The 14,627-nt window shown below is 44.1% G+C and carries 14 protein-coding genes; 11 read left to right on the plus strand and 3 right to left on the minus strand.

The features are described 5' to 3' along the window. The first annotated feature begins 200 nt into the window (after positions 1-200). From AC6CIF_RS26750 to nspC, 3 genes are all read left to right on the plus strand, one after another. The gene (locus tag AC6CIF_RS26750; protein ID WP_498202184.1) at positions 201-1,454 is read left to right on the plus strand and encodes a cytochrome P450 family protein; all 1,254 of its coding nucleotides are present in this window, start codon (positions 201-203) and stop codon (positions 1,452-1,454) included. Between the two features lie 892 nt (positions 1,455-2,346). Beyond that, entirely contained in the window at positions 2,347-3,585 is a 1,239-nt protein-coding gene (locus AC6CIF_RS26755; RefSeq protein ID WP_211083176.1) for a saccharopine dehydrogenase family protein, read from the plus strand. Between the two features lies 1 nt (position 3,586). After that, positions 3,587-4,714 carry a carboxynorspermidine decarboxylase gene (nspC, locus tag AC6CIF_RS26760; protein WP_340020348.1) on the plus strand — a complete coding sequence of 376 codons (1,128 nt, stop codon included), beginning with the start codon at positions 3,587-3,589 and terminating at the stop codon, positions 4,712-4,714. Between the two features lie 199 nt (positions 4,715-4,913). On the opposite strand, the gene AC6CIF_RS26765 is transcribed toward nspC, so the two are convergent. Then, positions 4,914-5,687, minus strand: coding sequence for an SDR family NAD(P)-dependent oxidoreductase (locus AC6CIF_RS26765; RefSeq protein ID WP_498202185.1), 774 nt, complete (start codon positions 5,685-5,687; stop codon positions 4,914-4,916). Between the two features lie 111 nt (positions 5,688-5,798). On the opposite strand from AC6CIF_RS26765, the gene AC6CIF_RS26770 reads away from it, so the two are divergent. Next, the gene (locus AC6CIF_RS26770) at positions 5,799-6,155 is read left to right on the plus strand and encodes a MerR family transcriptional regulator (protein WP_498202186.1); all 357 of its coding nucleotides are present in this window, start codon (positions 5,799-5,801) and stop codon (positions 6,153-6,155) included. Positions 6,156-6,245: 90 nt separating this feature from the next. Further along, on the plus strand, positions 6,246-7,118 hold the full coding sequence (locus tag AC6CIF_RS26775) for a YitT family protein (protein WP_036670902.1): 873 nt from the start codon (positions 6,246-6,248) through the stop codon (positions 7,116-7,118). A gap of 73 nt (positions 7,119-7,191) precedes the next feature. On the opposite strand, the gene AC6CIF_RS26780 is transcribed toward AC6CIF_RS26775, so the two are convergent. Next, entirely contained in the window at positions 7,192-7,863 is a 672-nt protein-coding gene (locus tag AC6CIF_RS26780) for a cyclase family protein (protein WP_498202187.1), read from the minus strand. Positions 7,864-8,028: 165 nt separating this feature from the next. Between AC6CIF_RS26780 and AC6CIF_RS26785 the strand changes: the two genes are divergently transcribed. After that, the gene (locus AC6CIF_RS26785) at positions 8,029-8,223 is read left to right on the plus strand and encodes a hypothetical protein (protein ID WP_221819359.1); all 195 of its coding nucleotides are present in this window, start codon (positions 8,029-8,031) and stop codon (positions 8,221-8,223) included. 201 nt (positions 8,224-8,424) lie between these two features. Further along, positions 8,425-9,558, plus strand: coding sequence for a serine hydrolase domain-containing protein (locus AC6CIF_RS26790; protein WP_498202188.1), 1,134 nt, complete (start codon positions 8,425-8,427; stop codon positions 9,556-9,558). 78 nt (positions 9,559-9,636) lie between these two features. Here AC6CIF_RS26790 and AC6CIF_RS26795 read toward each other — a convergent pair whose 3' ends face one another. Next, positions 9,637-10,605 carry a DMT family transporter gene (locus AC6CIF_RS26795; protein ID WP_498202189.1) on the minus strand — a complete coding sequence of 323 codons (969 nt, stop codon included), beginning with the start codon at positions 10,603-10,605 and terminating at the stop codon, positions 9,637-9,639. Positions 10,606-10,867: 262 nt separating this feature from the next. On the opposite strand from AC6CIF_RS26795, the gene AC6CIF_RS26800 reads away from it, so the two are divergent. Genes AC6CIF_RS26800 through AC6CIF_RS26815 form a run of 4 tightly spaced genes read left to right on the plus strand, consistent with a single transcriptional unit; the run spans position 10,868 to position 14,625 of the window. Then, complete coding sequence (locus tag AC6CIF_RS26800; protein ID WP_498202190.1) at positions 10,868-11,857, plus strand: LacI family DNA-binding transcriptional regulator; 990 nt, start codon at positions 10,868-10,870, stop codon at positions 11,855-11,857. Beyond that, positions 11,850-12,728, plus strand: a complete 879-nt coding sequence (gene rbsK, locus AC6CIF_RS26805) for a ribokinase (protein ID WP_498202192.1) — start codon at positions 11,850-11,852, stop codon at positions 12,726-12,728. The genes AC6CIF_RS26800 and rbsK overlap by 8 nt, the downstream gene beginning before the upstream one ends. Then, positions 12,728-13,129: a D-ribose pyranase gene (gene rbsD / locus AC6CIF_RS26810; protein ID WP_498202193.1), complete on the plus strand. Its 402-nt coding sequence runs from the start codon at positions 12,728-12,730 to the stop codon at positions 13,127-13,129. The genes rbsK and rbsD overlap by 1 nt, the downstream gene beginning before the upstream one ends. A 14-nt stretch (positions 13,130-13,143) precedes the next feature. Continuing rightward, positions 13,144-14,625 carry a sugar ABC transporter ATP-binding protein gene (locus tag AC6CIF_RS26815; protein ID WP_498202194.1) on the plus strand — a complete coding sequence of 494 codons (1,482 nt, stop codon included), beginning with the start codon at positions 13,144-13,146 and terminating at the stop codon, positions 14,623-14,625. The last annotated feature ends 2 nt before the right edge of the window (positions 14,626-14,627 follow it).

The following is a 14,627-nucleotide window of genomic DNA, read 5'->3' on the forward strand; positions in this document are numbered from 1 at the left end:
GTTGGCCCAAAAGCCGACCTCTTTTTCATTTTTAAAATGACTGTTATTATACTAACCGTATATACTTAAAAAGTTGTAATGATAGTGATTTTTGTCCAATTAACTCTTTGATTTGAAATTAAATATACGACTAGTATATAATGAAAATGCACATATATTTCCATAGATTTCAATAACTTCACTACGAAAGGAAGATTTCAATGAATAATAACCAAACATCGGAAAAATCAGAGTTCAATTTGTTTAGTGAAGAAAATGTTAAAGATCAATTTGCCATCTTTGGACAGATGCGATCCAGAGGCTCCGTTGTTCCTGTTCCCAATCCAATGGGTGGAGCAGAGCAAACCTGGATTATAACTCGGATGGATGTAGCCATGGAAGTGTTAAAAGATCACTCCCGATTTACGGTAGATATGAACTCTATTGATCGTGGCAATGATATTCGAAAGAATCTCTCAGACGAGCTTGGTTCATCGGAACCCCAGACCTTTTTTACCGGAAAGTCGATGCTCTTTGTTGATGAACCGGATCATCGTAGACTCCGTAGCCTGGTTTCCAAAGCGTTCACCCCAAGGTATATGGAAAGCATGCGTCCACGCGTCCAGGAAATCGCCGATGAATTGATTAACCAAGTTGAAGGGAAGGGAGAGATGGATCTTGTAAAAGACTATGCCTACCCTTTCCCAATTAACGTCATATCCGAAATGCTCGGAGTACCTCAGGAAGACCGACCTCAGATCCATGTATGGTCTGAAGCCATTGCCAAAGGTCTCGGTTTCGGTAAACAAGACCCTGAAGTAGAGCAGCACTTGCGATCATTCGCAGAATACACGGCTCAGCTTGTGGCGAACAAACGAGTGGAACCTTCAGATGACCTCATCAGTCAATTAATTGCGATTGAGGAGGAGGGTGATCGATTGAATGAAGATGAATTAATATCCATGATCACGTTATTAATATTTGCTGGACATGAGACAACTTCCAATCTGATTGCAACCGGCTCTTATCTTCTTCTGACACATCCCGAACAACTGGAACAACTTAAACAAAATTTGAATCTGGTTCCTTCTGCGGTTGAGGAGTTGCTACGATTCAACGGGCCCGCGACTTCTTCAGGCCCTCGTTATGCAACGCAGGACACAGAACTGGATGGTCAACCGATCCAAAAAGGAGATGTTGTGATTCCTCTTTTGAAATCAGCCAATCGGGATGAGTTACAGTTTGACCAACCTGAAGAACTGGATCTTGAGCGCAAAATAAAACGACATCTGGCCTTTGGACATGGGATCCATATGTGTCTTGGAGCCCCACTGGCCCGGGTTGAGGGAGACGTAGCATTTACTACGCTATTAAGTCGACTTCCTGGTCTTCAGCTTAGTGTTCCTCCCGAAGAGATTCATTGGCACTACTCTCTATTATCTGAGGGATTGGCATCATTGCCGGTAAAATTTTAATAGATACACTTAGTGTGACTCACTGGAGTATGACGAATTGTCGTCATACTCTTTATTTATAATGATGATTAAATGGTATGCACAAGAAGCAATTTAATGGAGTGAACATGCCTAATGCAAAACATAAAATTCAATACATAAATTTTGTTGTGGAGGTAAACATTATGAATAAAGATGAATTTTTTATGCATAAGCGGCACATGATCAATTAGCGGAAATTGCTGGAAACAACATTATGATCGCTGTGAAGAAGTATTTAAGAAAAGTCCTCAAAAGCCTGAGATAGTGGAGGAATTACTGGGCGCAGAAGGCTTGAAAGTATTCGAAGGATATCCATTTCATTCTTGGTCCTTGTTCGGACAAAAAATTAATTTTTAATTATTGCTTGATTTTTTTTTCAACGTCTGATAGTGTAAGACCTGTGATTTTGGGAAGTTGATTTATCAATATGAATTAGAGCTTTCCAGCAGATAATTTTGACCACTTCACCAGGAAGTTAAGGCCATACGGACAGCCGGGTCAAACGCCGATTGGCAACTTACGTTGCTTTATTGATTGAGTTCAAAGCTCAAATTTTATAAGTTGGTTACTTTACAACCAGTGCAATTGCACATCAACTTGTGAAACGGTCAATAAGAGTGGTAAAGGCGAATTATTTGCTATATAGACTCTGATCCAATATTGATATACATGAAGGAGCTTTCCCCCAAAGGAGTTCTTGTGAACTTTTTTGGTCATGGAGACTTCACGTCTTTTTTATGATGTATATCGATAAGCAAGTGTGATGATGCGCGATTGCGGGCATTTTTCACCTTGCTTTTTTTGTTGTCTTGTTGTTGTCACCGTATTAAACCAATTAAAAAAAATACATATTGGGATAGGAGAATGTAAAATGGGAAAAGCACTAATCATCGGCGCCGGCGGCGTTGCTTCCGTGGCAGTACACAAATGCGTTCAAAACAGCGAAGTTTTTGAGGAAATCTGTATCGCGAGTCGTACAAAATCCAAATGTGATGAACTCAAAGCCAAGCTGGACGGCGGAAAAACAAAAATTACAACAGCACAAGTTGATGCTGACAATGTTGACGAACTGATCGCTCTGATCAACGAAGTTAAACCGGATATCGTTATGAACCTTGCTTTGCCGTATCAAGATCTGACAATCATGGATGCTTGTCTTGCAACTAAAACAAATTACATGGACACAGCAAACTATGAGCCACATGATACAGCGAAGTTTGAATACAGCTGGCAATGGGATTACAAAGAGCGTTTTGAACAAGCAGGCATCACTGCATTGCTCGGTAGTGGATTTGACCCAGGCGTGACTGGCGTATTCTCCGCTTATGCCCTGAAGCACTACTTTGACGAAATTGAGTACATCGACATTCTGGACTGCAATGGCGGCGACCATGGCTATCCGTTCGCAACCAACTTCAACCCTGAGATCAACATTCGCGAAGTATCTGCGAACGGAAAGTACTGGGAGAATGGTGAATGGATCGAAACAAAACCGATGGAAATCAAACGTGTCTACGACTTCAAAGAAGTTGGCGAGAAAGACATGTACCTGCTGTACCATGAGGAATTGGAATCTTTGGCAAAAAACATGCCAGGTCTGAAACGTATCCGTTTCTTCATGACATTTGGTCAAAGCTACCTGACTCACTTGAAAGCTCTTGAAAATGTAGGCATGACTTCAATCGAGCCTATTGAATATGAAGGTAAACAAATTATTCCACTGCAATTCCTGAAAGCAGTACTGCCTGATCCAGCATCCCTTGGACCACGTACTGTTGGTAAAACAAACATCGGTTGTATTTTCAAAGGCAAAAAAGATGGTCAAGACAAAACATATTATGTATACAATATCTGTGATCACCAAGAGTGCTACAAAGAAGTGGGTTCCCAAGCAATCTCGTACACAACAGGCGTTCCAGCTATGATCGGTGCAGCAATGGTCATGACAGGCAAATGGAACAAACCAGGCGTATATAATGTAGAAGAGTTCAACCCAGATCCATTCATGGAAGAGTTGAACAAATGGGGTCTCCCATGGGTAGAAGACTTCAACCCGGTACTCGTTGATGAGCTGCCAGAAGAAGTTAAAGAATCGGAGCTTGTTCGTTAAAATGCGGTTCGAGCAATTACCGACACCATGTTTTGTTGTTGACGAGGCGCTTATCGAGAGAAACCTGAAAATCCTGAACGGTGTTATGCAGCGTACAGGTGCCAAAATCGTGCTCGCTCAAAAAGCATTTTCCATGACTGCGATGTATCCGCTGATTGGAGAATACCTGAGCGGTGCAACGGCGAGCGGTTTGTATGAAGCGCGTCTGGGCCATGAGGAAATGGGCAAAGAGAATCATGTCTTTGCTCCAGCATACCGCGCAGAAGAGATCGACGAGATTCTCTCCATCTGCGACCACATTATTTTCAATTCATTTTCGCAGCTTGCAAAATTCAAGGATAAGGCGCTTCAAGCTGGCCGTAAGGTCGGCTTGCGCGTCAACCCTGAATGCTCTACCCAAGAAGGACATGAGATCTACGATCCGTGTTCTCCGGGTTCGCGTTTTGGCGCGAAACTGGAGGATTTCGATGCAGACCTGTTGGAAGGTGTCTCCGGACTGCACTTCCACACACTGTGTCAGCAAAACTCCGACGATCTGGAGACTACGCTGAATGCAGTTGTTGAGAAGTTCGGACAATGGTTGCCGCAGATGGAATGGATCAACTTCGGTGGTGGGCACCATATCACACGTGAAGATTATGATATTCCAAGACTGGAAGCATGTATCAAGCGTATGCAGAACGACTATGGTCTGGAAGTATATCTGGAGCCGGGAGAAGCTGTTGCGCTGAATGCGGGTTATCTGGTGACTTCTGTGCTGGACTTCCATAAGAACGGTATGGACATTGCCATTCTGGATACTTCAGCTACATGCCATATGCCGGATGTGCTGGAAATGCCATATCGCCCGCCGCTGATCGGTTCGGGAGAAGTGGGTGAGAAGGCTCATCTGTATCGCCTAGGTGGACAAACCTGTCTGTCTGGTGACGTGATTGGGGATTATTCATTCGACCAGCCTTTGCAAGAAGGCGATCGTCTGGTATTCGAGGACATGGCGATTTACTCCATGGTGAAAACCAATACGTTCAACGGCATGCCGCTTCCAGCGATTGCAGTCAAAAGAAAAGACGGCGATTGCGAAGTTGTCCGTGAATTCGGATATCAGGATTTCAAAATGAGGCTGGCATAATTACTTCATTATATAGTAAGCATTCAATTAAGAATTGAATATAAAGCATTGATTATAAATACAAAGAAGGGAACCTGGAGACAGGTTCCCTTTTTAACGTTAACTGATGTTTAACGATTACATTTAATGATGTTTATCAGTGAGGTTAGATGAATGTTTACTGGTATTGAGCCGACTTAGCTTCGAATTCAGTTTCGGATTAATTTTGTGGTTTTGAGGCTGCTCTCGCAGCATATGGAAAGATCGGTTCTCTTAGTCCAAAATCATACGTCAACCCATCCACAATGCCGACTACACTTTCACTGTCATACAACTCCAGCAAAAATCCAGCCATTTGTTCCGCCGTATGGAATTTGGGAACTCTGCCTTCATATTCAAACTCGTCTACATTAAAGGAATGTTTCGCAAATTCCGTCTCGGTTGCAGCCGGTGCGAGAACTTTGGCTTGCATCGCTGCGTTCTTACCTTTCAACTCCTGCGCAAGTCCTTCCGTAAAGGCACTTACATAGAACTTGGTTGCACAGTAGGTTACAGCATCGGCTACAATCGTATATCCTCCACCAGAGGAGATATTAATGATCTGTGTACCATCGACATCTGCATAATCACGTACATACAGGGAAGAAAGAATCGTAAGAGCTTCTATATTTAGATGAAGCATCTGCTCCATCTTGGGCAGGTGTTGTTCGCCCACGGAAGCAAAATTCCCGAATCCGGCGTTGTTAATCCACGTCTCAATGGAATAAGCCTGAAGACCTTCATAGAATTCATGCACATTAGCGGCAATGGACAGATCCACTGTACGAATGACAACATCCAGATCAGAATTGATTTCAGCTACTTTTGCTTTTAATTTGTCTAATTCATCGGTTCTGCGTGCTGCCAGGATCATATTTTTGCCACGAGCTGCAAAAGCTAATGCCGCTTCATATCCAATGCCCGAACTGGCACCGGTAATCACTGTGTATTTCATGGGAATTCCTCCTGGATCTGATTTCATTTTTTATTGTGATGTGACCACGAGTTGATTATACTGATTAGAGCTTACTCTAAGTCAAGCGGGAAAATGAAGGGGAGGTTAACCATGCATACCATTGGTGAAGTGGCAGAATTACTCCATATTAGTGCACATACGTTGCGTTATTATGAGAAGGAACAGATTGTAACTCCTCTCCGAGATGCCAGTGGAGACAGGCGATACAACGAGTCACACCTGAAGTGGCTGCAATTTGTGATCAAACTAAAAGAGACCCAGATGCCCATTGCTACCATTAAGAAGTATGCATCCTTATTTCAGGAAGGGGAGCATACAGCGTTAGATCGTTTGAAGCTGCTGGAGGAGCATAAAAAGTCGATCCAAAAACAGATGCATATACTTAACACAGCCGATGAGATGCTTGAGCATAAAATTTCTTCGTATCGAACGTTCATCGGACAATGATGTAACACACACCCGTGACGTTCTATTGCCAAAACAGTGATTTTTATTATAGACTGTTTTTTATCGGTTGTTCATCAAGGGGGAAATGCAATGCATCAAAACAGAAAACAAAAGTCAAACAAGTTAAAGATCCTCTCCAAAGTATTATTGATTATCATTGGGGGATTTATAACGGCATATGGCCTGGAAGCCATATTGATCCCAAATAATGTCTCAGATGGTGGTGTCACAGGTCTGAGTATCGTAGGATCACAGCTGTTCGGATTACCACTGGGGATGCTCATCGGGATTATTAACATTCCATTTGTGTGGCTCGGGTACAAGCAAATCGGAAAAAGCTTTGCGTTATATTCGATCATCGGTATTGCTTCACTCGCAATCAGCACCAGTCTGATGCACCATGTACCAACCATCATTGAAGGTGATACCTTGCTTGTTACGGTTGTCGGCGGGATTATCATCGGTTTTGGTATGGGACTTGCATTACGTAATGGCGGGGCATTGGATGGCATAGATATGCTGGCTGTACTCCTTTCGCGCAAAGTACCTTTTGGAACCAGTGATCTCATTCTGTTCCTCAACATGTTTGTATTTATTGTCGTTTCTACCGTGTTTGGTCTGCAAGGCGCGATCTTGTCAGGACTTGCGTATTTTATTGCTTCTAAAGTAATACATATTGTTGAAGAGGGCTTGAGCGGCTCCAAAACGTTTAAAATTATTACGAATCAACCTGAGATTATGGTTGAAACCATTCGGGACCGTTTAGGCCGTGGAGCAACGTATACCGAGGCTTACGGTGGCTACTCTAATGAGCAATTCAAGGAAATCACTTGTGTCATTAACCGGATGGAAGAGAGTAAAATTAAAGATATCATTCACGAAATTGACCCAACTGCCTTTGTAGTTGTATATGATGTAGCTGAAGTCAGAGGTGGTAATTTCAAAAAGAAAGATATTCACTAACATACAAAAACGCGCTGACAGGAGGAATACTCTTGCCAGCGCGTTTTTGTATACCCTGTGTATATAAAATAAATCAAGCCTCCGTAAAAACTGTACTGAAGCTACTGTCAACACCTTCAATATACAATGGCACAGCATAGACCTTTTCAATTCCAGATAAATCATGGTTTAAATTCATATCCTCTATAAGTAGAATGAACTTGCCATCAACCCGACCTTTCCCGAGCATAATTTGATGAAAAGCGATAGCTTCATCCACATGAATCACAGAGCCTGAAGAGACCATATCCATCCCAACTGCTCGCAATGAATCAAAAACCATCAGGTAACTTGCAGCATCTGCTGCAAACCCTGGGTTATGATCACTATAACGAACAGGGTCAGATGATCGAAACTTACCAAAACCTGTGCGTATGATCAGTAGATCAGAGCCAGCGATCTGGTGTTCATACGGCTCCAGGTCAGCTTTTGTAATAAGTTCATTATCACCTTTGGGAATATCGAGGATTGTTGGATGAGTAAAGATAAAGTAGTCTATTGGAATCTCGTTTATTTTTAGACCTTGTGGATTGAAATGCCAAGGTCCGTCAATATGAGTTCCAGTATGGTTGAGAGATGTGATGATAAATTGGTTATACAGATCTCCTTGATCTATGCTGGACTGCTGTTGAATCTCAACAGGAGGGTTATCTTTATAAACGGGAGTATTTACACTAAGAGGGTAGGACAAGAGGATCCGCTTCATCTGTTGTTCTCTCCTTTATGTCACACAGGTTCTATATCATGTTGGTGAATGTATGGACTCATATTATGAAAGGAATCGGTACTTCATGCATAAGCACAGCCCTATAATGGAAAACTTCTATAGTGCGAATACAATGCATGATTTCATGTATGGGAGGTTAGCATAGTGACAAAACAAGACCCGCAAGAGCTTTTGAAGCAAAAACACGAGCTGGATGAGCAAAAAAGACAGTTCACTAATTTTTCGCGGAATATTTCAGGTCATGGTGAGGTTGAAGCTGGTCAAGAGTTCAGTGTTGACCGGGTATCAGATGATCAAAACCGTATGAAATCGGTTGAGAACAAACGCGGCGAAGCCTAAAACGTTACAACATAAGCCGATCCTTTCCTGGATCGGCTTATTCGTGCGCAGCAGTGTGATAAACAAAGAATATGTATTGTAATTGTATAGGTGGTGGTCAATCGTTGGAAAAGGTCGTATATTAATAATATGTCGATTGTGGAATTAATATGGACCACATCGCAAAATGATAAACGATCTTACATAGAAGGACGGGGAAAAATGGATTTTAAACCACTTTCTTTATTTATTGACCGCATTACATCCTGGCGTATACCGTGGGCAGAGGTGCTGGTGATGCATCGAAATGATACCGTTTTCCATTATCGTAATGGATACGCCAATCTGGAAGAGAAAACACCTATCGGTGATGGAGCGATCTTCAATCTATATTCCATGACCAAAATTATGACCTGCGTGGCAGGGCTGCAACTGGTGGAGAAAGGGGCAATGCTGTTAAGTGATCCCTTGTCTGATTATCTGCCAGAGTACGCTGAGATGACGGTAAAGAAAACGATGCCGAACGGGGAGATCCGACTGGAAAAGGCGACAAGAGCCATTACAGTACGTGATTTGTTCACCATGACTGCCGGGTTCTCGTATGACGTTGGTTGTCCAAGCATTCAAGAAGCTGTAAAAAGCACCGATGGAACATTGCCAACACGTGATTTCGCGAGAGCGCTTGCCAAAGAATCGTTGCTGTTTGAACCAGGGACACACTGGAATTACAGCATGTGTCATGATGTGCTGGGAGCCTTGGTGGAAGTGGTAAGTGGCAAACGCTTTGGTACGTATCTACGGGACGAAATCACCGGACCACTTGGCATGAACGACACAGCATTCAATCTGAACGATGAGCAGCAGAAGCGCCTGATTCCACAGTATGCTTACAATGATGAGCTTGAAAAGGCTGTACGTTTGGACGGCAATGGATTCCGTGTGGGTACGGAGCTGGAAAGCGGCGGTGCAGGGTTGTTATCAACCGTTAGCGATTATGCACGTTTTCTGAACGCGCTTACTGGGCATGGTACGAGTCCCGAAGGTGTGCGCATTCTGTCACAAGCTTCAGTAGAACTGATGCGAACGGACCACCTGAACGAGATGACTCGTGCTGATTATTCCTGGGATCATATGTATGGATACGGCTATGGACTGGGTGTTCGCACACATATCTCCAAAGCAGGAAGCGGCTCACTGAGTCCAATTGGCGAATTTGGATGGAGCGGCGCTGCTGGTTGTATGGCTATTATTGATCCGGATTCAGAACTTACGGTCATGTATGCACAGCACCTGCTGAATAGTCAGGAACCATACGTTCAACGACGCTTACGTAATGTGGTTTACTCCTGTCTGTAAATGATATCGTATACGGACTTACACGAAAAGCCGCTAATTAGCGGCTTTTTTTGTTATCCATGGAAGTGGACGGGTAGTCTATTTTATTGGAGTGTTATTAGAGCTTTGCACAGAACGTACACGATTGACTAAATAAATGCCGACCGATACAAACAACAATGCAGCCAGATTTTTCAGTTCCAGAATCGTTTCCCCCAGGAATAATGCTGATAATAAAGCTCCAAACACAGGGATTAGAAAGTTATAAACAGACACTCTTCCGACCTTGTTGTACTTGAGAAGCATATTCCATAGACAAAATGCGACGGATGACAGTAAGGCCAGGTAGATCAAGTTACTGGTGGATTCCAAGGTGAAATGAGTAACCCGACCGCCGAGTGATAGACCTAAAAGTGTAAGTACCAGTCCCCCAACGAACAGGCTGACACCTGTTATGATCAGAACATCGATCGTAGCGGTGAGACGTTTTGCATAGAGGGCTGTAACGGAAAAAACAAGTGCTGCTATAATCACGAACCCTTCACCTGTGAATGAAAAGGAAAAAGCTAGCAGATCCGTATGGAAGTTTACGATGATTACGCCAACAAATCCGAGCAAGCAGCCAACGATTTTGTTTTTGCTTAATTTGTCGTTTTTATAGATGAAATGGGCCAGAACAACACTGAAAAAGGTCGTCGTTGCGTTCATAATGGAGCCTTTGACACCCGTCGTATTGGCTACGCCAACGTAGAAAAACATATATTGCAAACCGGTTTGCAATATACCTAACATGATAAGGCCTGTCCACTGAGGCCTGGTTAATTGGAGCTTCTGTTTTCTAACGATACGAGACAGGAGCAAGAGCAGCAAGCCCGCCAGTGTAAATCGATATCCTGCAAATACATACTTGGAAGCAATATCTTCCGGCAGAATGTTAAATGCGATATATCCAAGTTTGATGGATGGGTACGCGCTTCCCCATAACAAGCAACACAGGCTTGCCACGAGCATAACAAAAATGGGATCACTAAATTTACTCTGTTTCTCAAGGGTATTTCTCTCTATCACTTTCGATCTTCTCCTCACATTTCATGCACATATGTATGTATGAATCTATTAATATCCTCCCTGACCATATCACATATCGCTAATCTTTGTAATGATAATTAATAAACCGCTCTCCAGGCCAGGAAGAAACCATGATATAGATGGATTCCAGTGCACATTCATGTACACTTGGAAAAATTTCCAGATTGAAAACGCTTGTCAAATTGAAAATAATATGATAATTTAATGTCTGTAACCGGTTACACATAGAGGAGAGCAACTTATGACAACAATTAAAGACGTAGCTCAACTGGCTGGCGTATCTGTTGCCACCGTATCCAGGGTCATTAACGATAGAGGTTATGTTCATGCGGACACACGCAAGAAAGTAGAAGATGCTGTGAAGGCGCTTAACTTTTCGCCGAATGAAGTGGCCCGCTCATTATATAAGCGCAAGTCCAAACTGATTGGCCTGTTGTTGCCGGATATTGCCAACCCTTACTTCCCGCAGTTGGCCCGCGGGGTAGAGGACCGGATGCAGGAACAGGATTACAGACTGATATTCGGAAATAGTGATGAGGATGAACGGAAGGAGCAGGATTACATCCAGACGTTTATCCAGAACAACGTGGTCGGTGTGATTTCTTCAACGAACTATCCTCATTCTTCAATATATGAAAAACTGAAGATTCCCGTTGTGTTTCTGGATAGAACTTCACTGGATCGACCATCCGTGTATGCGGATGGCAGGGAAGGTGGAAGACTAGCTGCAAGGGAGATCATCAAACGCGGCAGTCGCCGGATCACAGTTATGCAGGGACCGTCACAGATCAGACCCGCTCAAGACCGTTTTGAAGGAGCGATTGAAGTCATCCGTGATGCTGGGTTAGACTACCGGGTAATCCAGACGACCTCATTTTCAATTAATGAGGCAAGTGTATGGGCTGAAGAATTATTCAGTAAATATGCGGACACAGATGGGGTCATTGCCAGCAATGACATCGCAGCCATGGCAGTACTGCATGAGGCATCACGAATCGGAAGAAAGGTTCCTGATGACGTACAAGTGATTGGTTTCGATGATATTCCGATGAGCAGCCTGTTATCGCCGGCATTGTCCACCATCCATCAGCCAGCATACGAGATGGGAAGAGAAGCAGCGGGATTACTTATCCAGCTTGTCGAACAAGCTGCAATAGAGAATAAAAACATACAGTTGCCCGTGAGTTTCATCGAACGGGGCACTACGAGAAAGGTGAGATCAGATGGCTAAAATATGTGTAATTGGAAGCAGTTCGATGGATCTGGTTGTTACTTCGTCAAGACGGCCGGGGGCGGGTGAAACCGTTCTTGGCGATAGCTTCAAAACGGTTCCTGGCGGTAAGGGAGCCAATCAGGCTGTTGCTGCTGCACGATTGGGTGCCGAGGTTGCGATGATCGGCCGGGTAGGCGACGATGTTTTTGGCAAAGATATTGTAGAGAACTTTAGAGCAAATGCTGTAAATACGCAAAATGTGAAACCGGTTACACATTTAGAAAGTGGAACGGCTCATATCATTCTGGCAGAAGGTGATAATAGTATCGTAGTGGTTGAAGCGGCGAATCGGGAAGTCACTCCTGCATATGTCGATGAAGCAGCTGAAGTGATCCGCGATGCAGATATCGTATTAATTCAGCAGGAAATCCCGGAGGAAACGGTTGTGCATGTGAGTGCATTGTGTGCAGAATTCGGAACACCGCTGCTGCTTAATCCCGCTCCGGCGAGAACATTGCCGCAAGAAGTGATCGACAACGCTGCATATATCACACCGAACGAGCATGAAGCTGAGATTTTGTTTCAGGGCATGAGTCCGGCACAGGCATTACGTCAGTATCCTAACAAGTTGTTCATCACGGAGGGCAGTAAAGGTGTACGTTACTTTGATGGCACTGACGAAATTCTAGTCCCAACTTATAAAGTTGAGGCTGTTGATACTACGGGGGCAGGGGATACGTTCAACGCCGCATTTGCAGTTGCTTTGGCTGAAGGAAAAGCGTTGCAAGAGAGTATACGCTTCGCCAATCGGGCTGCATCGTTGTCCGTCACCAAGTTCGGAGCGCAGGGCGGCATGCCGACGCGTGATGAAGTAGAGGAGAACTTGTAATGAAAAGAAATGGCATGTTGAATAGTCACATTTCCAAGATTTTGTCTGATCTGGGCCATACGGACATGATTGCAATTGCGGATGCAGGTCTGCCGGTACCGGACGGGGTACTCAAAATCGATCTGGCCCTCAAACTGGGAACACCAAGTTTTCGCGAAGTGGTGGAAGCGATCGCTGAAGATATGGTCATTGAGAAAGTCATTGTCGCTGAAGAGATTTGGGAAGGCAATCCCGTAGCCATGCAATTCATTACAGAGAAATTCGGAGTAGAAGCAATCGATGCTTCCGTCAGCCACGAACAATTCAAAGCATTAACCCGGCAGGTGAAAGCGGTCATCCGCACAGGTGAAGCCACACCCTATGCCAATTGCATTTTACAATCGGGAGTCCATTTCGGTTAAAAGGAGGTTGCGTAATGCACATTCAGATGCAAGACATTCATAAAGCGTTTGGAACGAACCAGGTGCTGAGCGGAGTGGATTTTGAACTAAAGGATGGTGAAGTTCATGCCCTAATGGGGGAGAATGGAGCCGGCAAATCCACAATGATGAACATTCTGATTGGTCTTCATCAGCGTGATCAGGGAACCATCACCATAGACGGAGAAGAAAACTATTTTGCAAGTCCAAAGGAAGCCGAGAAACTGGGTATCACTTTCATACATCAGGAGCTGAACGTATGGCCTGAAATGACTGTGCTGGATAATCTCTTTATTGGAAAGGAACTGACATCATCCATCGGGTTGCTTAATACAAGACAAATGAAAGCGCTCGCCAAAGAACAGTTCGCTAAACTTTCTGTAGACATACCAATGGAACGTCCTGCGGGAGAGTGCTCTGTCGGGCAGCAACAGATGATCGAGATTGCCAAAGCACTAATGACTGATGCCAAGGTCATCATTATGGACGAGCCAACAGCAGCACTTACGGAACGCGAGATTCAGAAGCTGTTTGGTGTAATCAGCTCGCTGAAAAAGGAAGGTGTATCCATCGTGTATATTTCTCACCGAATGGAGGAGATATTCACGATCTGTGACCGGATTACCATCATGCGTGACGGAAGAACGGTAGACACGCAGACCATTCCACAGACAAGTTTTGATGAAGTGGTTCGGAAAATGGTAGGTCGTGAACTTACCGAGCGGTACCCTGTCCGGAATCCTTCTTATGGTGAAGTTGTTCTGGAAGTAAGGAATGCAAGCAGCAAAGGGTTGTTCGAGAATATTAACTTCACTGTGAGAGCGGGGGAAATCCTTGGTTTCTCAGGACTTATGGGTTCTGGACGAACAGAAATCATGAGAACCATCTTTGGCTTGGATACGTTGGATAGCGGTGAAATCTTCATCCGCGGGAAAAAAGCAAACATTCGTAAACCGGCAGATGCCGTGAAACATGGAATCGGGTTTATTACAGAAGACCGCAAGGATGAGGGGCTGGTATTAGACTTTTCTATTCGCGAAAATATGGCGTTGACAAATCTGTTCAGTTTCTCAAACAAAGGTTTCATCTCAACTTCAAAAGAACAAGACTTCGTAGATACACTGATCAAACGTCTACAGATCAAAACACAATCCTCCGAAACGGCAGCAAGGAATCTATCCGGGGGTAACCAGCAGAAGGTGGTTATCGCGAAATGGGTTGGTATCGGTCCAAGCGTGCTTATCCTCGATGAACCCACACGCGGAGTGGATGTCGGAGCGAAGCGCGAAATCTATGAATTGATGAATGAACTGACAGATCGCGGTGTTGCAATCATCATGGTATCGTCGGAGCTACCTGAAGTGCTTGGCATGAGCGACCGAATCGCGGTTGTGCATGAAGGACACATCAGTGGCGAGGTTGCAAGGGAAGTAGCAACACAAGAACACATTATGACATTGGCCACAGGGGGACAGTGATA

The sequence above is a fragment of the Paenibacillus sp. GQ49 genome, assembly GCF_059759055.1.